The 22,032-nt window shown below is 38.9% G+C and carries 20 protein-coding genes; 10 read left to right on the forward strand and 10 right to left on the reverse strand.

What is annotated here, in order from left to right; all coding sequences use genetic code 11:
• The first annotated feature begins 18 nt into the window (after positions 1-18).
• From alaS to csrA, 3 genes are all read left to right on the forward strand, one after another.
• Positions 19-2,619, forward strand: coding sequence for an alanine--tRNA ligase (gene alaS / locus H5087_RS06560; protein ID WP_182671514.1), 2,601 nt, complete (start codon positions 19-21; stop codon positions 2,617-2,619).
• A 6-nt stretch (positions 2,620-2,625) separates the two neighbouring features.
• On the forward strand, positions 2,626-3,843 hold the full coding sequence (locus tag H5087_RS06565; protein WP_024597680.1) for an aspartate kinase: 1,218 nt from the start codon (positions 2,626-2,628) through the stop codon (positions 3,841-3,843).
• A gap of 91 nt (positions 3,844-3,934) precedes the next feature.
• A complete protein-coding gene (csrA, locus tag H5087_RS06570) occupies positions 3,935-4,126 on the forward strand; it encodes a carbon storage regulator CsrA (RefSeq protein WP_004587515.1) in 192 nt (63 codons plus the stop codon).
• A gap of 50 nt (positions 4,127-4,176) precedes the next feature.
• On the opposite strand, the gene H5087_RS06575 is transcribed toward csrA, so the two are convergent.
• The 3 genes from H5087_RS06575 to H5087_RS06585 all read right to left on the reverse strand — a co-directional run bounded on the left by H5087_RS06575 (position 4,177) and on the right by H5087_RS06585 (position 5,202).
• Positions 4,177-4,644: a YcxB family protein gene (locus H5087_RS06575; RefSeq protein WP_024597681.1), complete on the reverse strand. Its 468-nt coding sequence runs from the start codon at positions 4,642-4,644 to the stop codon at positions 4,177-4,179.
• Positions 4,645-4,778: 134 nt separating this feature from the next.
• A complete protein-coding gene (locus tag H5087_RS06580; protein WP_002961938.1) occupies positions 4,779-4,970 on the reverse strand; it encodes a hypothetical protein in 192 nt (63 codons plus the stop codon).
• Positions 4,971-5,028: 58 nt separating this feature from the next.
• Positions 5,029-5,202 carry a DUF1328 domain-containing protein gene (locus tag H5087_RS06585; RefSeq protein ID WP_002961939.1) on the reverse strand — a complete coding sequence of 58 codons (174 nt, stop codon included), beginning with the start codon at positions 5,200-5,202 and terminating at the stop codon, positions 5,029-5,031.
• A gap of 519 nt (positions 5,203-5,721) precedes the next feature.
• On the opposite strand from H5087_RS06585, the gene H5087_RS06590 reads away from it, so the two are divergent.
• The 5 genes from H5087_RS06590 (at position 5,722) to H5087_RS06610 (ending at position 10,208) form a co-directional block, all read left to right on the forward strand.
• The gene (locus tag H5087_RS06590) at positions 5,722-5,967 is read left to right on the forward strand and encodes an OadG family protein (protein WP_182671515.1); all 246 of its coding nucleotides are present in this window, start codon (positions 5,722-5,724) and stop codon (positions 5,965-5,967) included.
• 11 nt (positions 5,968-5,978) lie between these two features.
• Positions 5,979-7,760: a sodium-extruding oxaloacetate decarboxylase subunit alpha gene (oadA, locus tag H5087_RS06595; RefSeq protein WP_002961941.1), complete on the forward strand. Its 1,782-nt coding sequence runs from the start codon at positions 5,979-5,981 to the stop codon at positions 7,758-7,760.
• Between the two features lie 13 nt (positions 7,761-7,773).
• Positions 7,774-8,904 (forward strand): sodium ion-translocating decarboxylase subunit beta, encoded by a 1,131-nt coding sequence (locus tag H5087_RS06600; RefSeq protein ID WP_002961942.1) that lies wholly within the window; start codon positions 7,774-7,776, stop codon positions 8,902-8,904.
• Positions 8,905-9,046: 142 nt separating this feature from the next.
• Positions 9,047-10,018 carry an aldo/keto reductase family oxidoreductase gene (locus tag H5087_RS06605; RefSeq protein WP_024604017.1) on the forward strand — a complete coding sequence of 324 codons (972 nt, stop codon included), beginning with the start codon at positions 9,047-9,049 and terminating at the stop codon, positions 10,016-10,018.
• Positions 10,019-10,031: 13 nt separating this feature from the next.
• Positions 10,032-10,208: a hypothetical protein gene (locus H5087_RS06610; RefSeq protein ID WP_007583822.1), complete on the forward strand. Its 177-nt coding sequence runs from the start codon at positions 10,032-10,034 to the stop codon at positions 10,206-10,208.
• Positions 10,209-10,290: 82 nt separating this feature from the next.
• Here H5087_RS06610 and H5087_RS06615 read toward each other — a convergent pair whose 3' ends face one another.
• A complete protein-coding gene (locus H5087_RS06615) occupies positions 10,291-11,604 on the reverse strand; it encodes a peptidoglycan DD-metalloendopeptidase family protein (protein WP_182671516.1) in 1,314 nt (437 codons plus the stop codon).
• Positions 11,605-11,927: 323 nt separating this feature from the next.
• Here H5087_RS06615 and tyrS point away from each other — a divergent pair, with 323 nt between their 5' ends.
• A complete protein-coding gene (gene tyrS / locus H5087_RS06620; RefSeq protein ID WP_007585427.1) occupies positions 11,928-13,127 on the forward strand; it encodes a tyrosine--tRNA ligase in 1,200 nt (399 codons plus the stop codon).
• A gap of 63 nt (positions 13,128-13,190) precedes the next feature.
• Here the strand turns inward: tyrS and H5087_RS06625 are convergent, their stop codons facing one another.
• The 4 genes from H5087_RS06625 to folE2 form a co-directional block, all read right to left on the reverse strand.
• A complete protein-coding gene (locus H5087_RS06625) occupies positions 13,191-14,135 on the reverse strand; it encodes a regulatory signaling modulator protein AmpE (RefSeq protein ID WP_182671517.1) in 945 nt (314 codons plus the stop codon).
• Positions 14,136-14,843 (reverse strand): 5'-methylthioadenosine/S-adenosylhomocysteine nucleosidase, encoded by a 708-nt coding sequence (mtnN, locus tag H5087_RS06630; protein ID WP_182671518.1) that lies wholly within the window; start codon positions 14,841-14,843, stop codon positions 14,136-14,138.
• Between the two features lie 122 nt (positions 14,844-14,965).
• Positions 14,966-15,562, reverse strand: coding sequence for a DUF2726 domain-containing protein (locus tag H5087_RS06635; RefSeq protein ID WP_182671519.1), 597 nt, complete (start codon positions 15,560-15,562; stop codon positions 14,966-14,968).
• Positions 15,563-15,677: 115 nt separating this feature from the next.
• Positions 15,678-16,598, reverse strand: a complete 921-nt coding sequence (folE2, locus tag H5087_RS06640) for a GTP cyclohydrolase FolE2 (protein ID WP_002962551.1) — start codon at positions 16,596-16,598, stop codon at positions 15,678-15,680.
• A 231-nt stretch (positions 16,599-16,829) separates the two neighbouring features.
• Here folE2 and arcB point away from each other — a divergent pair, with 231 nt between their 5' ends.
• Positions 16,830-19,148, forward strand: a complete 2,319-nt coding sequence (gene arcB / locus H5087_RS06645; protein WP_182671520.1) for an aerobic respiration two-component sensor histidine kinase ArcB — start codon at positions 16,830-16,832, stop codon at positions 19,146-19,148.
• A gap of 16 nt (positions 19,149-19,164) precedes the next feature.
• Here arcB and arcA read toward each other — a convergent pair whose 3' ends face one another.
• The gene (gene arcA, locus H5087_RS06650; protein WP_002962549.1) at positions 19,165-19,881 is read right to left on the reverse strand and encodes a two-component system response regulator ArcA; all 717 of its coding nucleotides are present in this window, start codon (positions 19,879-19,881) and stop codon (positions 19,165-19,167) included.
• 490 nt (positions 19,882-20,371) lie between these two features.
• Entirely contained in the window at positions 20,372-21,976 is a 1,605-nt protein-coding gene (locus H5087_RS06655) for a sensor histidine kinase (RefSeq protein ID WP_182671521.1), read from the reverse strand.
• Positions 21,977-22,032: the final 56 nt, after the last annotated feature.

Below are 22,032 nucleotides of genomic sequence, written 5' to 3' on the forward strand. Positions count from 1 at the left end.
TACAGGTGAGACTTTCAAATGCAGCACATGACTACCGCACAAATTAGGCAACAGTTTTTAGACTTTTTTGCCAGCAAGCAACATCAAATAGTACCTTCTAGCTCGCTTATACCGGGTAACGATGCCACGTTGTTATTTAATAATGCCGGCATGGTGCAATTTAAAGATGTATTTTTAGGCGCAGAAAGCCGCCCTTATACACGTGCGACAAGTTCGCAGCGCTGTGTACGTGCTGGCGGTAAGCATAACGATTTAGAAAACGTAGGCTACACTGCTCGCCACCATACATTTTTTGAAATGTTAGGTAACTTCAGCTTTGGCGATTACTTTAAGCAAGACGCGATTAAGTTTGCGTGGGAGTTTTTAACTGAGGTTGTTAAATTACCTCAAGAAAAACTGCTTGTTACTATTTATCACGATGATGAAGAAGCGTTTGAGTATTGGTCAAAAGATATTGGCTTAAGTGAAGATCGTATTATTCGTATTGCGACCTCAGATAACTTTTGGTCTATGGGCGATACCGGTCCATGTGGTCCGTGTTCTGAAATATTTTATGATCACGGTGAGCATATTTGGGGCGGACCTCCGGGCACTGCAGAGGAAGACGGCGACCGTTTCATCGAAATTTGGAACCTTGTATTTATGCAATACAACCGTCAAAGCGACGGTACTATGCTGCCTCTACCTAAGCAATCTGTTGATACGGGAATGGGCCTTGAGCGTATTTCTGCAATTTTGCAGGGTGTGCATTCAAACTACGAAATCGATTTATTCCAAGGTTTAATTGCAGCAGCTGCAAGTGTTACTAACGCGCAAGATATGGACGATAAGTCACTACGCGTAGTGGCGGATCATATTCGTTCGTGTGCGTTTTTAATCTCTGACGGTGTTATGCCATCTAACGAAGGGCGTGGTTATGTGCTACGTCGTATTATTCGTCGTGCAGTGCGCCACGGTAATAAGTTAGGTGCGCAAGGTTCGTTTTTCTATAAATTAGTTGCTGCGCTAATTGAGCAAATGGGGCAAGCGTACCCAGAGCTTGCTAAGCAACAAGAAATTATCGAAAAAGTATTACGCATTGAAGAAGAACAGTTTGGTAAAACACTTGAGCGTGGCTTAGCTATTTTAGAAGAAAGCTTAAGTGACCTTAAAGGCGATATTATACCGGGCGACTTAGTATTTAAACTTTACGACACGTATGGTTTTCCAGCTGATTTAACGGCCGATGTTGCGCGTGAGCGCCAGATGACGATTGATCATCAAGGCTTTGAAGAATGCATGGCTGTACAACGTAAAACAGCGCAACAAGCGGGTAAGTTTGGTGCTGATTACAACGAGCAATTAAAATCAGAAAAGCTTACTGAGTTTAAAGGCTACGACAGCACACACCATAGCGCGACAGTGGTAGAAATTTTTGCCGGTGGCGAAGCTGTTCAGTTATTAGAAGATGGTCAACAAGGTATTGTAGTATTAGACCGCACACCGTTTTACGCTGAATCAGGCGGCCAAACGGGCGACACGGGTACTATTACAGTTGCTGGTGGCGAATTTAATGTTACTAATACCACTAAACTTGGTAATGCTTTTGCTCACCACGGTACTGTGCAAGGTCGCATTGGTGTTAACGATAAAGTGGATGCGACTATTGATAATGCACGCCGCGATAGCATTAAGAAAAACCACACAGCTACACACATTTTACACGAAGCACTACGCCAATTATTAGGCGACCATGTAGGCCAAAAAGGCTCACTTGTTCAGCCTGATCGTTTACGTTTTGACTTTTCGCACTTTGAAGCGGTTACTAAAGATGAGCTACGTGAAATTGAGCGTGTAGTTAATGACGAAATTCGTCGTAACTTTGCACTTAATACTGAGCTTATGGCTATTGATGATGCTAAAGCGAAAGGTGCTATGGCGTTGTTTGGCGAAAAGTATGATGACGAAGTGCGTGTAGTTACTATTGGCGACTACTCTATTGAGCTTTGTGGTGGTACTCACGTTGAGCGCGCAGGCGATATTGGTTTATTCAAAATAGTATCTGAAAGCGGTATTGCAGCAGGCGTTCGCCGTATTGAAGCGGTAACTGGTGCTGATGCAGTTGCTTATGTTAGCGAGCAAGAGCAACAATTACATGATGTAGCTGCTTTAGTTAAAGGCGATAGCGCATCGGTACTTGAAAAAGTAACCGCGTTACTTGAAAAGTCTAAAGGTCTTGAAAAGCAAATTGCGCAACTTAACGATAAGTTAGCAAGTGCAGCGGGTGCATCTTTACTTGATTCGATTGTTGAAATTAACGGCGTTAAGCTACTTGTAGCAAATGTTGAAGGTACTGAATCTAAAGCACTGCGCGGTATGGTTGATGACCTTAAAAACAAAATTGGCTCAGGTGTTATTGCCCTCGGTGTTGCCAGTGGCGACAAAGTAAGCCTAATTGCTGGTGTAACTAAAGACTTAACAGGCAAAGTAAAAGCCGGTGAGTTAGTTAACCACATGGCAGGCCAAGTAGGTGGAAAAGGTGGCGGTCGTCCAGATATGGCACAAGCCGGTGGTAGTGAGCCACAAAACCTTGCTGCTGCACTAGATAGCGTTACAGCTTGGTTAACTGAGCGTACTTAAGCCTAAGTGGCGCTTATTGTTCAAAAATTCGGTGGCACTTCGGTCGGCTCAATAGAGCGAATTGAAGCGGTCGCCGACCTTGTTGTAAAAACCAGACAACAAGGACATCAAGTGGTTGTGGTGCTCTCGGCTATGTCGGGAGAAACCAACCGCTTAATTAATCTCGCCAAACAAATTGATACTCGCCCGAGTAGCCGTGAACTAGATGTACTTATTAGCACCGGAGAGCAGGTTTCTGTATCACTACTTGCTATGGCCATTATAAAACGTGGCCACTCTGCTGTGAGCCTATTAGCCGATCAAGTCAATATTTTAACCGATAACATGTTTGGTAAAGCTCGTATTGCAGAGGTTGCTGCTACGCGTTTGAAGCATGAGCTTGAGCATAATCGTATTGCTATTATTGCTGGGTTTCAGGGGCGTGATGTTGAGGGCAATATTACAACGCTTGGGCGCGGCGGCACCGATACATCGGCTGTAGAAATAGCAGCGGCTATAAAAGCTGACGAATGCCAGATCTATACAGACGTTGACGGCGTATATACTACAGATCCTCGTGTTGAACCTAACGCGCGCAGAATGAGCCAAGTTACCTTTGCCGAAATGCTAGAGCTGGCAAGTTTAGGGGCGAAAGTTTTGCATATTCGCTCAGTAGAAGCCGCAGGAAAACATAATGTGCCACTTAGGGTGCTTTCGAGCTTTAATCCCGATGAAGGTACATTAATAAGTTTTGAGGAGAACGATATGCCAAGCAAGGTTGTATCGGGGATTGCGTTTAATCGTGACGAATGTTTAATTAAGGTACAAGGTGTGCCAACGGGCACGCAATATCTTTCAAAAATATTGAAACTTTTTGCCGAAAATGGCATCGAAATAGATATGATTAATCAAGTTAATCATAACTTTGAAAAAATAGACTATGCTTTTACTGTGCACTCGAATGATTATCTGCAAGCACTTGAATTATTGAGTGAAGATCAAGCTCAGCTCAGTGCTCAAAATATAAGCGGATTGCAAGCAGTAGCTAAAGTTTCTGCTGTTGGCATGGGTATGAAATCACATTCTGGTGTCGCTAGTTTATTTTTTGATGCATTAGCGCAGGAAAATATTAATGTGGTTTTAGTCTCGACTTCAGAGATTAAAATTTCAGTTTTAATAGATGAAAAGTACTTAGAGTTGGCTGTTCGTGCATTACACAAGGCATTTTTAACAGAAAATGGATAGATTGCGAGTTTTTACTTACTTTTCAGTCTAATTTTCATTAGTATGTTTAAGCGGAATCTTATAATTTTTATTGGAACATGGGAGCAAGAGAATGCTAATACTAACTCGTAGAGTAGGTGAAACCCTAATGATTGGTGACGAAGTAACAGTTACTGTTCTAGGTGTTAAAGGAAATCAAGTTCGAATCGGTGTTAATGCACCAAAAGACGTATCAGTGCATCGTGAAGAGATTTACATGCGCATACAAGCTGAAAAGTCGAACCCTAATCCGGGCAATGCTTAATCAACACGTATACGTAGTTGAGTAATTAACTCAACTAGACTAAAAGCCACTCACTGAGTGGCTTTTTTGTTTATAAAAGCGAGTGTTTCAGGATTAAGTATTTGTTTTGATATGTACTGCATACCACTTTTATTTTTAATAATAATACCTTGCTGGGTGTCTATTACTTCGCTTATATTTTGCCATTCTAATTGATAGCTTTTGTAATGATTAGAAGATTTAATACCTTCTTCGTCAAAGGTAAGTGTTACCTCAGAGCCTGATGCTCTGCTGAGCATTTGTCTGGTTACCCACCATGGTCTGCGATAGTAAAAAGCGACGCACTCGAGTACCGCTAACATGATCATGAACGATCCTAAGTAATGATCGTCTAAAACATAAATGCCAAATAAACCAAGCGCAACTAACAACACAAGTAAAAAGTATTTAGGTTTTGCACGCTTACTATAAGGGAGTGACTCATCAAAACACTCGTAAAAGTAGGGTTTATCTAATGTGTAGGTGGTTGTGAATGCCATTTTGCCTTGCTTTAAATATCGTTTTTTTTATTTTAACAAGCTAACTGCTAAATGAGCAGCTTTATAGTTAGTGATTTTATTACTGGCACAAAAAAACGGCTCGAAAGCCGTTTTTTTTAGCGGTACAAGAAGAATTAACAGTTAGTTTCTTCAGCGTTCACGCCTTCTTTAACATTTTCACATGCATCTTCAACAGAGTTTTGCACGTCAGTTACTGCTTCGTCGATACGTTCGCCAGCATCTTCTGCATGGTTGTCTTCACAACCCATCATGAAAAAACCTGCAAATACTGCGATTAGTGCTGCTTTTAAAGTTGTAGAGTTCATAGTGTAATTCCTTGTAAGTATTAATTAAATTTTAGTGTTTGTCAGTTGAATGCTTTATCTACCTGGGTGATTTACCACGTAGTGCACCTGAAACTAATGAAATCACTAAAAGTACTAAAAAGATAAAAAATATAATTTTTGCTATACCAGCTGCGGCACCTGCGATGCCACCAAAACCTAACACTGCAGCGATTAAAGCAATAACTAAAAATGTAATTGTCCAGCGTAACATTGTTTTCTCCTTGGTTATCAAATTTGCTCATAATAACTAATGCCAGTTATATGCCAAAGTTTATTTTGTATAAATATCAATTGCTTATGGTTTTTTGCTGTTATTCTAGTTATTAGTTGGTTAGTAACTTTTACGCTTTGTTATGTAAGTTATTCACACTGTTGCAAATAACTGCTAAATATTCACTAAATAGACTTGTTTTGGTAAGACCAATTAACAAGTGGTGTGTGGCTTTGCATTTAATATTAAGAATTAGTGTTTATTTTTACTTAGCTTGATAGTTAATTAACAACTTCCATATAACTATTAGCTATAGTCGTTATTTCTTGTATGTATTGTAGAGCGCGTGATTGCTGAGTTATAGCATGTAAATTAATTGAGTGTTATGTTGTTTATTGTTTAATTGGTTTTACCAATTTACAAGATGTAGACAAAGCGATTAGTTTTGTTATTATCCAGTGAATAAATATTTAATTAAATCGATTTTTTATTTTCGATATGGGTTTCAAGGGGAGAAAAATGGATATAGGTGCTCTACTCACAACGGCTGGTAACTTAATGCTTACTGGCATGGTTGGGGTGTTTGTATTTCTGTCGATATTAATTGGTGCAGTAACGCTTATGTCTAATTTGGTGACGCGCTTTAGCGAACCTGACGTGGCGACACTAGTTAAATCACCATCTTTTAAATCTCAAGGTGTGCCTAATGAGCACATCGCTGCTATTAGTGCTGCCATTGCTCAGTACAAATCAAATAATAAATAAGGGGCACACACATGGCTAAATTAAAATTAACAGAATTGGTATTACGCGATGCTCACCAATCATTATTAGCAACGCGTATGCGCCTAGACGATATGCTACCGATTGCTAGCAAATTAGACGATGCGGGTTATTGGTCTATTGAATCGTGGGGCGGTGCTACATTTGACTCGTGTATTCGTTATTTAGGCGAAGATCCTTGGGAACGTATTCGTGCACTTAAAAAAGCGATGCCTAATACTAAACAGCAAATGCTATTACGCGGTCAAAACTTATTAGGTTACCGCCATTACGCTGATGACGTAGTTGAAAAGTTTGTAGAACGTGCACATAAAAATGGCGTTGATGTATTTCGTATATTTGATGCAATGAACGATGTTCGCAATCTAGAAACAGCTATTAAAGCGGCTGTAAAAGTAGGCGCTCACGCTCAAGGTACTATTTCGTACACAGTTAGCCCTGTTCATACACTTGATATGTGGCTAACTCTTGCAAAGCAGCTTGAAGATATGGGTTGTCATTCAATTTGTATTAAAGATATGGCGGGTTTATTAAAGCCGTACGATGCTGAAAAACTAATTAAAGCACTTAAAGAAACTGTATCTATTCCAATTGCTATGCAGTGCCACGCTACAACAGGTTTAAGTACTGCTACTTACCAAAAAGCAATTGATGCTGGCATTGATATGCTCGATACCGCTATTTCATCAATGAGTATGACTTATGGACATTCTGCAACTGAAACTATTGTATCGATAGTTGAAGGGACTGAGCGTGATACTGAGCTTGATTTAAACCACCTAGAAGAAATTGCTGCTTACTTTAGAGATGTACGTAAAAAATATGCGGCATTTGAAGGTAGCTTAAAAGGGGTTGATGGGCGTATTTTATTAGCTCAAGTACCTGGTGGCATGCTTACAAACATGGAAAACCAACTTAAAGAGCAAGGCGCAGCCGATAAGCTTAATGAGGTTTTACTTGAGATCCCACGTGTACGTGAAGATCTTGGCTTTTTACCTTTAGTAACACCAACGTCGCAAATTGTTGGCACTCAAGCGGTACTTAATGTGCTAACGGGTGAGCGTTATAAAACCATTACTAAAGAAACTGCTGGCGTATTAAAAGGTGAATATGGCTTAACACCAGCACCAATGAATAAAGAGCTACAAGAGCGCGTGCTTGATGGAGCGGAAGTTATTACTTGTCGCCCTGCTGATAACATTGCACCTGAGCTTGCAACGCTTGAAGCTGAGTTATTAAAAGAAGCACAAGAGCAAGGTTTAACACTTGCTGATGATCAAATTGATGACGTATTAACTTATGCATTATTCCCACAAGTTGGTTTGAAGTTTATTAAAAACCGCAACAACCCAGATGCATTTGAGCCAGTACCTTCTGTTGAAGATAAAAGCAGTAAAGCACCTTCTAAATCAGTTTCAAATAGTAACAAAGTGAAGGCTGAGCAGTACAGTGTAAAAGTAGATGGTAAAGTTTATGACGTAGTAGTAGCGCAAGGTGGTGAACTTAAAGAAGTAACATTAAAAGACTCTGAGCACATTCCTCAATCTGCTTCGGTTGCATCAGGTGAAACACTTAACGCGCCTCTAGCCGGTAATATTTTTAAGATTAAGGTAAAAGCTGGGCAAGTTGTTAACGAAGGCGATGTAGTGATTATTATGGAAGCCATGAAAATGGAAACTGAAATACGCGCTACGCATACCGGAACAATTGCTGAAGTGTTAGTTAGTGAAGGCGATGCTGTAACTACCGGCGACGCTATGATTGCATTAGCTTAGGAGTAAATAGAGGATGGAAGGTATTTTAAACCTCTGGAATGCGACAGGCATTGCTAACTTTACAATCCCATCGTTAATAATGATTGCGGTAGGGTGTTTATTACTGTTTTTAGCGATAGCTAAAGGCTTTGAACCACTATTATTACTACCTATTGGTTTTGGTGCAATTTTAACAAATGTACCAGTGGCAGGTTTGTCAGACCCAGGTGGGCTTTTGTACTACGTTTATTATGTGGGTATTGATACGGGGATTTTTCCGCTGTTGATATTTATGGGAGTAGGGGCGCTGACCGACTTTAGCGCACTTATTGCAAACCCACGTATGTTGTTATTAGGTGCGGCTGCACAGTTTGGTATTTTTGCTACATTGTTTGGCGCTATATTACTTAACTATGTGCCAGGTTTTGAATTTACTCTACAGGACGCATCGGCTATAGCCATTATAGGTGGTGCCGATGGGCCAACAGCAATATTTTTAGCATCAAAACTGGCACCTGATTTACTAGGCGCAATAGCAGTAGCTGCGTATTCATATATGGCACTTGTGCCAATTATTCAGCCGCCAATTATGCGTGCACTAACAACCCCAGAAGAGCGTAAAATAAAAATGCCAGAGCTTCGCAAAGTATCTAAAAAGGAAAAGATTATTTTTCCACTTATGGTGCTTAGTTTAACGGCTATGTTTTTACCGGCTGCTATACCGCTGGTAGGTATGTTTTGTTTAGGTAACTTAATGCGAGAGTCGGGTGTTGTTGATAGATTAAGTAACAGTGCTCAAAACGAAATCATCAATGTTACAACTATATTTTTAGGCTTAGCTGTAGGTTCAAAGCTTGCTGCAGATAAGTTTTTAACTGTTGAGACGATTGGTATTTTAGTGCTTGGTGCACTGGCTTTTGCAATTGGTACGGCATCTGGCGTATTTATGGCAAAAGGACTTAACCGAATATCTAAAACGCCTATAAATCCATTAATTGGGGCGGCAGGTGTATCGGCTGTGCCAATGGCGGCACGAGTAGTTAATAAAGTTGGCCTTGAAAGTAACCCACATAACTTTTTACTTATGCATGCAATGGGACCCAACGTAGCGGGTGTACTTGGTAGTGCAGTTGCTGCGGGTATCTTATTAGCACTTGTTGGCTAAAAATGTAATTTAAAATAGATTAACCATTAAGCGCAGTTTACTGCGCTTTTTTTTGTTCTTAATTTCTTCGCCTCTTAATGGTTTCTTGTTTAGTGCTTTTTGTTTACAGTAACAGCTCTTCAACATTTTAAGGATAGTTATCATGCTTCACACACCTTTAGCAAAGCACTTGCCTCATGTTAGTAAACTTGTATTTGGATGTATGGGTCTGGGCGGCGGTTGGAATAAAGACGCAATCACTGATGCACATGTTAAGCAAGCTCATGAATGTATAGATAACGCCATTGAAGGTGGTATTAATTTTTTTGACCATGCTGATATTTATACTTTTGGTAAAGCAGAACAGGTTTTTGGTAAAGCATTAAGTGAGCGACCAGAGCTTAGAGAGCACATGTATATTCAATCTAAGTGTGGGATTCGTTTTGAAGATGACTTAGGGCCAAAGCGTTATGATTTTTCATCAAAGTGGATTGAGCAGTCAGTTGAAGCATCATTAAAACGATTAAATACAGATTATTTAGACGTACTTATGCTGCATCGCCCTGATCCACTCATGGAAGTTAACGAGATTGCTCGTATATTTAGTTGCTTAAAAGAAAGCGGTAAAGTGCGCAATTTTGCAGTGTCTAATATGCAGCAGCACCAAATGAACTTTTTACAACATGCGCTTGATATGCCAATTGTGGCTAACCAAATTGAGGCTAGTTTACAAAAACATCAGTTTGTTGATGAAGGTGTATATGCCGGTAACAGTGACGGTAAAGATCTTAATTTTACGCCAGGTAGTATTGAGTACTGTCGCCATTTTGAAATCCAAATTCAAAGCTGGGGTAGTTTATGCCAAGGCTTGTACAGCGGTAGTGATTTATCAAACGCATCTCAGGCAGATATCAACACCAGTCTTTTAGTTAATAAGCTGGCTGCACTTTATGAAACCTCTGCTGAGGCAATTGTACTTGCATGGTTGCTTCGCCATCCCGCATCTATTCAGCCAATTATTGGAACAACTAATGCTAAACGGATTAAAGCCTCTTGTGATGCTGTAAACGTAGAGCTAACTCGTGAGCATTGGTATGCACTTTATGTAAGCGCTAAAGGCCACGAATTACCATAAGTAGGGCTTTAATATGAACATATTCGTTATTTTAATTGGTTTGTTTGTTGCGCTGGCGATACTTATACCCTTGCTTGAAAAGTATCAAAGTAAAATAGGGCTCAACGGCGCAACCAAATACAGTAAATATATTTGGCCATTAGTGATGGTGTCTTTAGTTATTCAGCTCATTTATGTACTGATGTACTGATGTACTAATGGTTTATAGCGTATACAAAAAAGCCTTTGCAGGTTAAACCTGCAAAGGCTTTTTTAATGTTTATTGATAAACTTTATTTAAGTGCTAACTGTAGCTCGCGATTGCGCTCAAGCTGGGCAATAAAGTTATCAGCAATAGGTTTAAACTTGGCAAGTTCTGAGCGAGGTAATGGCTCTGACTTAGGGAGTTTTACAGTTTTAGGATTACGGTGAACGCCATTTACTAAAAATTCATAGTGTAAATGTGCACCAGTAACACGACCTGTAGAACCTACAGTACCAATTTGTTGGCCCTGTTTAACTTTTTGGCCCGTTTTAACTAGCTTCTTATTTAGGTGTAAGTACTTAGTTACATATTGCGTGCCATGGCTAATAAATACGTAGTTACCGTTGTACTTGCTGTAACCGGCTTTAATTACTTTACCGTTACCAGATGCAACAACAGGTGTGCCAGTGCGTGCAGCAAAGTCGATACCACGGTGCGCTCTAACTTGCCCAGTAACAGGGTGTAAGCGGCGAGGATTAAAGCTCGAACTAATATACTTAAAGCTTACAGGTGCACGTAAAAATGCTTTTTTCATGCTACGCCCTTCGGGCGTATAAAAATTTCCGTCGGTATGGCGAATAGCTGCAAAGCGCTGACCTTGGTTTACAAATTCAGCTGCAATAATCTTACCGGTACCAATAAACTCGCCATCAACATAGTGAGACTCGTAAATTAAGCCAAATACATCGCCTTTACGAATGTCGTTTGCAAAATCAACATCCCAACCAAATATGTCAGCAAAGTTCATTATTTGGCGTTCGCTTAAACCTGCTGCAATTGCTGAAGTCCAAAAGTTATTAGATATTTCGCCGCCAGCGGTTTTGGTTAGCGTTTCAATTTCTTTGCTATCAATAGCTGTATCGTAGTTACCTTCTTCGTTTAAGGTAACAAATAAAGTATCTGTTTTTGAAATCACATAGCGCAGTTGAGCTAAGGAGCCATCTTCAGCTGTCGCAAAACTAAGTATTTCACCTGGGTGAATTTTAGTAAGTTTGCGAGTCTCTGCATTAGTGTTAATTAGTTTATGAAGCGTTTGAGCCGAAAAACCAGCACGCTTAAAGATAATTGCTAAATTGTCGCCATTTTTAACTTTATGATCGACAAAATCGTATTCTGGTAACTTTTCTGCTGCTTGCTTTGAATTTAACTCAGTTAATTTTTCGTTGTTATCAACTTTAACTTGTAACTCATAGCGCTTACCAATTTCTAGTGCATTTGCACTATTGTCTTTGGATGCAGTGGCTTTTTCAGAAGGAAGAAAGGCTAAGCCAACAATAGCAGAAACCAAACCTAGAATAAGCAATTTGTGTTTTTTGGGGAGCGTGTGAACCACGTGAACCATAACGTGCCTTTTTCTGCTGTCAAGATAATAAATACATAATATTGCAGGATATACTTAATAATGTACGAATACTAGTGTTTTGTAGATTTAAACTGACCTTAAACTACGCTAAAATCGGGCTTAGAAAGCCTTTTTTAACGCTCTACCTAGCTAAGACTCAATTGATTTAGTTTAGTTGCATGAATCACTTAAAAAGTTGTTTTAATTAGGTAGAAATTTGTTATGTTAGCTACATCTATTTATTCGGTTTAAACCTTTATTAAACCGTGACTACGCAAGTAACTAGTCGCCCCTTCGTCGGCAGAATTTTGGAGTAATACACAGTGGATTTACAAACCGCTCTAGCAGAGATAAAACGCGGTGCAGAAGAAATATTAATTGAAGACGAACTAGTTGAAAAACTAAAGTCGGGCAAGAAGCTAAAAATAAAAGCAGGCTTTGATCCTACAGCGCCTGATTTACACTTAGGACACACTGTACTAATTAATAAAATGAAAACCTTTCAGGATTTAGGTCATGAGGTTATTTTCTTAATTGGTGACTTTACTGGCATGATTGGTGACCCAACGGGGAAAAACGTAACGCGTAAACCACTTACTCGTGAAGATGTACTAGCCAATGCCGAAACATATAAAGAACAAGTATTCAAAATTCTAGATCCTGCTAAAACCACTGTTGCATTTAACTCTACTTGGATGGAAAAGTTAGGCGCTGCAGGCATGATTAAACTTGCTGCAAACCAAACCGTAGCACGTATGCTTGAACGTGATGACTTTAAAAAGCGTTATGGAAGCGGCCAACCAATTGCAATTCATGAGTTTTTATATCCACTGGTACAAGGTTGGGATTCGGTTGCACTAGAGTCAGATGTTGAACTAGGTGGAACTGATCAGCGCTTTAATTTGTTAATGGGCCGTGAGCTACAAAAAGTAGAAGGTCAAAAGCCGCAAACAGTATTAATGATGCCATTACTTGAAGGTACTGACGGCGTTCAAAAAATGTCTAAGTCGCTTGGTAATTACATTGGTATTACTGATGCGCCTAACGATATGTTTGGTAAAATAATGTCAATTAGTGATGTGCTAATGTGGCGTTACTACGACTTATTAAGTGCGCTTTCTATTGAAGAAATTGCAGCTCAAAAAGAACGTGTTGAGCAAGGTACGAATCCGCGCGATATTAAAATTGAACTAGCTAAAGAGCTAATTGCTCGTTTTCATAGTGAAGCTGATGCACAAGGTGCACATGATGATTTTATTCAGCGTTTTCAGAAAAAAGCGTTACCAGATGAAATCCCAGAGCTAACAATCACTATTGCAGAAGATACTATTTTAATTGCTAACTTGCTTAAAGAAGCAAATTTAGTAGTAAGTACATCAGAAGCAATGCGTATGATTAAGCAAGGTGCAGTTAAACTTAACGGTGAAGATAAAATAACTGATACCAAACTTGAAATAGCAAAAGGCACAACGGCTATTTACCAAGTAGGTAAACGTAAGTTTGCAAACATCACTGTAGCTTAAGCACAGTTTAAAAACTAAAAAACCAGCCTAGGCTGGTTTTTTTGTGCTCGTATTTTGAGCCCTTTAAATCAATTTTAATATTTCAATACTGGCTATTACTAACAACCAAAATACACGGGCCTGATTTAACCTATTAATTATTACAGGTACATCCTCGGGTGTAGGTAGTCTATCAGTACCAATACGCATTTTATTAAAGCGAGTACCTAAATAAACTGCAGGCCCGCCCAGCTGCACGCCAAGTGATGCAGAACATGTGCATAAGAGCCAGCCTGTATTTGTTTGATAAAAATGCCTGCCATAATGCTTTATATAATGCATGCTTTGTTTGCTTGCTCGACTTGCTGCAATAGTTAAAGCGAGTAAGCGCATCGGAATATATTCAATAATAAACAAGAGTGTTTTAAGCGGTTTTAAAAAGTAACTATTTGGGGGGATATCACTACGCCAGGCTTGTTGTATTAAAGTAAGTAACCGATAGGCGAGGGCAGCAATAGGACCAAATGCTAAAAATATGAATATGACTACGAAATAGTATCGAGCGGTGCGCAGTATTAAACTCTCAATTAATGCTTTGATAATACCAGCTGATGAAAGTCTATTAACTTCACGGGCAAGCAGTGGCTTTAGTAATTCGCGCGCTGTGGATTTTTGATTTTGTTTAGTTAGCTTTGCAATGCGAAGTGCTTTTTTATCAATGCTCTTACTTTCTAAGCATAAGTATAAAATAAGGCCAGCGAGTAATTCAGGATAAAAAGCAAACTCGAGTAGCAACACTACAATAATGAGAATGACACTTAAAATAAGTGAGCTTGCGAGTATAGCTGCCAAATATTGATAGCTTTTAGGTTCTTTGCTTTTGTATATACGTTTGCCAATAGCACTAAAAACAGCATTTAACGCCGTATTAGGATGATACCAGCTAATAAGGGGAATAAAGCGCTCAGCAAGGAGCGCTAGTATAAAGGCAATAAAGTCCAAGTGATTTTGAACAATATTGCTAAGCATTTACAAAGATACTGCTGTTAGTTTTTCTAAAAGTGCAACAACCATTTTAGATGAGTTGATTGATGCTGTTTCTAGGTATTCTTCAAATGATTGTGGTGACTCTTTACCAGCAATATCAGACATTGAGCGAATTACAACAAATGGTGTGTTTAGCGTAAAACACGTTTGTGCAATAGAAGCACCTTCCATTTCAACAGCAAGCATTGTAGGAAAATCACTACGTGCTTTATCAATGCGTATAGGGTCACACATAAATGTGTCACCAGTACAAATTAAGCCAACGAGTGTTTTAACATCACTGATTTGTTCGATTGTTTGCTGTGCTGTTTCAACTAATTTAGGGTGTGCTGCAAAGCCTGCCGGCATTTGTGGTACTTGGCCAATTTCGTAGCCAAAAGCAGTTACGTCTACATCGTGGTGACGTACTTCTGACGAAATTACTACATCGCCAACACTTAGCGATGGATCGAATCCACCGGCTGAGCCTGTGTTAATTATGCAATCAGGTTTGAAGTTATCGATCAGTAAGGTAGTTGCAATAGTTGATGCGACTTTACCAATACCAGATTGAACAAGTGTCACCGTGTTACCAGCCAACTCGCCAGTATAAAAAGTGAAACCTGCTTTAGTTAAAATTTGTGGGTTTTGCATAGCTTCACGTAAAATTTTAACTTCTGGCTCCATTGCGCCAATAATACCAACATTCATAAAGTTTAATTCCTGAGTTTGAATCACTTGATTATACGTGAAGTTAACAATAAAAAACAAAAAAGCGAGCTTGTTTATGAGCTCGCTTTAAATACTTTTTAGGAGAGTATTTAATTCGTTTTTTAAATTTCAGCTAACGCGGTGGTTTGCGCTTTAGCCTGAGAAGGTGAAAGTACCGCTGGCTTATGTGAGCGATTACGAACAGGGCGCTGAGTTTGTGTTGCTGCAGGCTTACCAAGTTTAAACATAATTGCATCGCGTACTTCAGAAGGGCGGTAGCCCGATTTAACTTTCATACGAATATGTGGAATGCCCGCAGACTCTAGTGCACCGTTTACAAACCAGTCGCGTTGAGCTTTGTGGCCATCTTTGTTGGCATTGTTAACTAGGTCAACAGCAGCAATGATTGTTAGTTTTTCTTTGTCGATTAAAACAAAGTCGAGTTGCTTATTTTTAGCTTTAGCTAAAGCAGCACGTTTAGACTTTACTGAAAGGCCTTGCTTACAGTCAATAACGTCGATTAACTTAACACGACTAACAATTTTATATTGATCGCCAACAGCACGCTCTAGAAGATTTAAAAAAGCGCCTTCAACCTGCGTAAAAACAGTTTGCTTGCGAGTAAAAGGATACGGGTTTCCGCCATCGTCATTAAATTTTGACGCAACAACAGAGGCCCCGACAACTAATACTAGGATTAAAAATAAAGCGAATTCCATACGGTAACTCCATAACAACAAATTGACACTGCTCAAATAAAGCAATTTACGTGCCTAAAAAGTATGGGTTATAAAATAATTACCGACTGGTATACAAGCAATAGCTACACAGCGATTAAGCTTTGTAGCCTCCTTTAATACCTTTTACTGCAATAGCAACAGCATCGTGTGCATGCAGTGACTCATAGTGGTTTATTTGCAGCCAATAATCACTGTAATTGTTTGCCTCTAGCAGTGCTTTAATTTTACGCGCTGCATCTTCACAAAACATAAGGTTTTGACCATTCAAACGGGCAAATTCTTGCTCGTCTTCACGTTTTACTGCTGCTTGTACTGGTGTTTTAAGCTCAGCTTCAAGGGTGTTAATTAGCGTAACTACGTCAAATTCTTGAATGTTGCTATCAAGCTTTACTTTTACGTTGGCAATAGAGCGCTGCGAGTGGGGAGTAGCTACAATGCCTTGTGTAGTGCCTAGCCATTCGTGCACATCTTTTTGGCTTAAGGTTTCTTGGTTAAACTTTTCGTTAAACGCGTTTTGTATAAGCTGTCGCGCAAGTGCAGCAGAGCATGGGCACGTTGAAGAATAAGTAACATCTACGGTTAGCTCGTAGCTAATAACGTTATTTTCAATTGTACTGGTAAGTACAACGGGGTAGCTTTTCCAGCCCGCTTTACCACTTAATAGTGACTTACGGCGTAGCGGTAATTCAAATTTAAATTCAATTTGTGCTTTATCGCTCAGCCCTTCGTGGCTAGTTATAAAGGTATCGAGTGCCTGCGCTATCGTTTGCGGATTGACTTGCTGCTCGGTTGAAAGCAGATCAAGTGCCAAAAATAGACGTGACATATGAATGCCTTTGGCATCTTCTTTATGTAAATTTACAAATGCACGAGCTTTGGCGTTTACTGTAACTGGAGATAAGTCTCGGGATTCAAAAATAAATGGCAGTTCTATTTCGCCCATGCCAACCCAGTCTAATTTACCTGTTTGTAAAGCGGGTGCAGTGTCTGCTATATCTGGCATATTGGTTTGCATGTGCGCTACTCGTATTTTGGGGATAATAAAGCGGGGCATTTTACACTAAATAATTTATTGCTGAAATGATGAGTTTAATAGATGAGCTAAATCAAACATGAAAAATTCTGTTTTTATCGCACAACGTGAGTAGTGGTAGGAGAAAAATGCTAAAATTTGGGAAAATGGTATGTTTGTACATACGCATTGCCTTCTTTATATTAAGTACACAGCTAAGAGATAAAATTACGTATGACCGATTATTCTTTGAGCCCTTGGGCTCGGGTACTTTCCAGCTCAATAACGCGATTTGGTGAATTTAAAACCGCTGCTATTTGTTACACTTTATTTTTAACTGTATCTCTTATTTTATCGAGCATGTTTTATTATGTGGCGATAGGCGAATTACACCTGGTTGATATTTTAGCCGTGGTATTTTTTACGGCTGTAGTTTCTCCTTTAATTATAAGTGTGTTGCTTAATTCAATTCGACAACTAGATGCCTCATATGCTTATTTAGATAGCGCCACCAAGCAAGAAAAGCTTTTAAATCAAACCTTAAAAGATAACATTAATCGTCTAAATATCGAAATTGATGAGCGTAAAATGGCATTTCATGCCAAGCACCGCGCTATTGAAGAACTACGACGAGAAATTGCTGAGCGTAAAAAAACACAACAAGAACTTGCTCAACAAAGCATGCTGCAGCGCTCAATAGTAGATTCATCTCCTGATTTGTTTTATTACCGCGATAATAATGGCGTGTTTGCTGGTTGTAATAAAATGTTTGAAGAAGTAATGGGCAAATCAAGTAGCGAACTAATTGGCAAAACGGTTGAGCAAATATTTCCTAGTCACTTTTTATCTGAAGTTTTGAAAACCGATAAAGAAGTAGAGCAAAGCCATAAAGCGCTGACTATTGATGTGGGTTATGAGGTGAATGGTGAAATGCGTTGGTTCGAGCTGCGTAAATTGCCTTTTATAAATGATGACGGTGACTACATTGGTTTACTGGGCTTTGGTCGTGATATCACAAGTCGTAAGGAGGCCGCTCAAGCGCTCGAAACGGCCTATAAAGACAAAGGTAAGTTTATTGCTACATTAAGCCATGAACTTCGAACACCGCTTAATGGTATTGTTGGTTTAACACGAATGCTGCTTGATACTGACTTAAACAAACAGCAGCGTAGTTGGGGTAATACTATATTTTCGAGTGCTGAAACGCTCGGTAATATTTTTAACGATATTATTGATTTAGACAAAATAGATAGAGATCAGCTCGATATAGTGACCAACTCTATTAACGTGTCAGACTTTATAAATGACGTTGTTAACTTTGCGGGCTTAATCGCGGAGCAAAAAGAGCTAGAGTTTGATATTAAGCGCAATGGGATGCTGGATATTTACGCACAGCTCGACCCAACTCGCTTACGCCAAGTTGTTTGGAACTTAATTAATAACGCCGTTAAGTTTACACAGCAAGGAAAGGTAACTCTTGAATGTAGCCGAGAGAATAGAGTTGAAGGCCCGTGGTTAGTTATTAAAGTATCGGATACCGGCCAAGGTATTCCGCCAGAGCAGCTTGCTCATATATTTGATATGTATTACAAGGCGCCAGACTTAAACGGGACTAACGCTATAGGCTCAGGTATTGGTTTAGCTGTAACTAAGGCGCTTGTAAGTGCAATGAAAGGAATAATTACAGTAAATAGTACTGAGGGCGAAGGGAGCTGCTTTACAGTGCAGATACCGCTTAGTTTATGTGTAGCACCAACAGAGCAAAGTTATGTTGGTCGTGGTTTGTATATTTTACTAGTAGAAGATGTACCTCTTAACGCCGAAATTGCTACAAACTTATTAGAGCAACGCGGGCATGAGGTATTGTGGGCTGAAACCGGTGAAGATGCACTCTCGTTTGTCGAAACCGAAGATGACTTAGATTTAGTATTACTTGATATGCAATTGCCTGATATAAATGGTGACGTAGTTGCCAAACAAATACGCTCAGACAGTCACTTTGATAAATTACCCATTGTAGCTCTGACCGCCAATGTTCGTAGTGCTGAAGAAGAGCTTGAAGGTATATCAATACAAGGAGCGCTTGCTAAACCAATTAACACAGTGAAGCTTGATAAAATGCTGGCCGATTTATTTGGAATTAAGCAAAGTGAATGCACAGAGCCACTGTTAAAAGTAAGTGAAGAAGCCCTTAAAGGCATTGATGCACACTTATTAGATATAGAAACAATAGAAGACTTTGTCAATTCAATGGGCTTAGTTGTGTTTAGACGCAGTAGTCAGCTATTCGAAAAGCTAAGTCCACAATATCAGCAAGAGTTACTTACTTCATTAAATACTGGTGATAGAGAAGAGTATGAATCAGTAGCGCATAAACTCAAAGGTGCGGCTGGCTCAGTAGGTCTTAATGATGTGCAGCTTCATGCCAAAATAATGGAACATGGTGCGATTGATGAATCTGATGAGGTGTTAAAGCAGTGGTTAGATATTCTGGCAGATAAAATAAATGAAGGACAAAAAGCCCTTCATTTATTTTTACAGCAATTAGAGTGAAACTAATTAGCTCTAATTAAGCGTCAATTTTACCAATGAAACGGTAACCTTCACCATGGATGGTGCTGATTAACTCAGACGTTGAGTTATCACTTTCAAAATGCTTACGAATGCGACGAATAGTAACGTCAACAGTACGGTCATTTGCGCGAAGCTCACGGCCTGTCATATGCTTAATTAATTGCTCACGGCTGAAAATGCGACCTGGAGAATCAAGCATTAAACGAAGTGCTCTGTACTCACCTTTAGGTAAACGCTTAGCGTCGCCATTTGGAGAAGTAAGACAACGGCTGTTTTCATCAAGTTCCCAACCATTAAACGTAATAACACCATTTGTTTCTAGTGCTGACTCTTCACCACCTAAGGCAGTACGAGTAATAAGGTTGCGAGCTCTGATAGTTAATTCACGCGGGTTGAACGGTTTAGTAACGTAGTCATCTGCGCCAATTTCAAGACCTAAAATACGGTCAACATCGTTATCACGACCAGTTAGGAATATAAGACCTACTTTACGCTTTTGGCGTAATTCACGGGCTAAAATAAGACCGTTTTTACCAGGAAGGTTGATATCCATAACTACAAGATTAACGTCATCGTTATTTGTAAGCTTGTCATGCATATCATCGCCATCAATGGCTTCAATAACTTTGTACCCTTCAGCTTCAAATAAACTAACTAGGTTCAGTCGAGTTACGTCTTCATCTTCTACGATTAGAATGACTGGCGTTTGCATTATTAATTAACCTTTTGGAATATATTATTTATAAAAAATCGGTGACTAATTTATAACCGATTACTAGAGATTATAGGATTATACCCATTTGTTAACAAGGAAAAAACAAATTGGATAAAAATAAAACAGTAGGGTGTCCAAAGTCTGCTAAAAAGGACAGTGCAAAAACTACTGTTTAATTGATATATACATGGATGTAGCTATTTGAATCATAAAGTCGAAGCCATTTTCCTTTGATAATTGACATATCATTCAATCAAACAAGGTACTTAAAATAATCAGACTAATTCAAAGCAAAACTATATCACTTTTTAACCTTTCATCAATGTATGTGATACAGCAAAGATAAAAAAGTTCATAAATCGCTTGGTAATATTTATTTAAAGCAATTAAATAATGTTACGCACTTATCACATGCCTCATTAATGAGGTCATTAAATGCTAATTCAAGGATAAATTTTAAATATATGCACTTTTTAATGGTCTTTATTTAAGGAATAGTAATTATAAAGCGAGCACCGCGTTTTTCTTCAAGATCAAACATCACTCTTCCGCCAAGTGCTTGTGTTACTAGGTTATAAACTAAGTGCATGCCTAAGCCACTTGCGCCTTGCCCGCGCTTTGAAGTTACAAATGGGTCAAAAATTCTATTTTTAATATTTTTGTCAACGCCCTGACCATTGTCAGAATAAACGATTGTTAATTTTTTCCCGACGAGTTCTACGTCAAAGCGAATTTCATTGTTTTCTTTACCTATAAATCCATGAATTACAGAGTTCATAAGTAACTGCTGAAAAACTTGTTGTAGAGGTTCAGATTTACTATGAATAGCCAAGTCGGTCGGACAGTTGATAGTGACAACAGGCTTTTTGGGCAATAATTCAGATTGAATCGACGTTAAAACATCACTTATTAATTTGTGCACATTAATATAGGTATTTACACCGTCATCTTGAATAACCGCTACTTTTTTAAAGTTAGATATAAGGTCAGCTGCACGATTTAAGTTGCGGTAAATTAAATCTAAGTTTTCAATACCTTCATCTATAAAGCGTTTTAGATGGCTTGAGGTCAGTTTTTTGTCATCAAAGCTTTGCTGTATGTCTGCTAGTTTATCTCTAAGTAACGTAGAACCTGTAATACCTAGCCCTATTGGTGTGTTAACTTCATGGGCAACACCTGCAACCATTTGCCCTAAAGATGCCATTTTTTCGTTTTCAACAATTTGTGTTTGGTATTGATGCATCCGCTCAAGAGTTGATAAAAGCTCTTGATTTGCCTCTCTAAGGGCGATTGTTCGTTGGTTTACTTTTTCTTCAAGGCTTAGGTTTAGTTGTTTGATTTCTTGCTTATCTTTTTCGTGGCGTTCAAGTTGTTTTTTTGTACGCGTAAGCATGATATTTAAACTATTTGAAAGAGCACTTATTTCTTTTACATCAGTTACTGGTGCGCGTGCATCGTAGTTATGATTTTTAGACACATCCTGCAATAACATGCTTAATTGCTCTATTGGCTTAGCTATACGTCGTTGAACTTTAATAGCAATAAAGTAAACAACCGCCAGAATTAATAATGTTAATAACACGTCTATTAATATTTTTCTCTCAATATAAACCTCTAAACTCTCGAGGCTTCCTCGCATATACACATAACCTACTACTTGTTCGTTATCGTAAATAGGGCGGGTTAGCTCAATATGGTCACTCGTAATTCGTGGTGTTTTTAGCTCTTCTACACTGTCTATTCTTAGTGGCACAGGAGGTGTTTTTTTAGCATTAAAGCTAATAAAGAAAACAGGCTTTTGGGATGCTTTTTCTATTGAGTAAATATGTATGTTTTTTACAAGAGGGATCTTTTCAAATGACTTGAGGCGTTTTTCTTCTGTTTTACGATCATCTTCAATTACCGATTGCCCAGCATCAAAAGCTACAATTTCAGAAAGAATAACAAGCTTATTAACTATTAATTGCTTTTGTTCTTTCACGCTTAAATACGTAGAGATAGAAATAGATAACGATAAGCAAATAGCTGTAATAAGCATGATCAAATTAATGAGTGCTTTTCGAATGCTACTTTGATGAACTTTTTTAGGCATTATTTCATTATCGCCTGAGTTAAATTTAATTATTTAGAGTTTTAGTTTAGCAAAGA

This window comes from Pseudoalteromonas sp. SR43-7, from assembly GCF_014163785.1.
GTDB lineage: Bacteria > Pseudomonadota > Gammaproteobacteria > Enterobacterales > Alteromonadaceae > Pseudoalteromonas > Pseudoalteromonas distincta.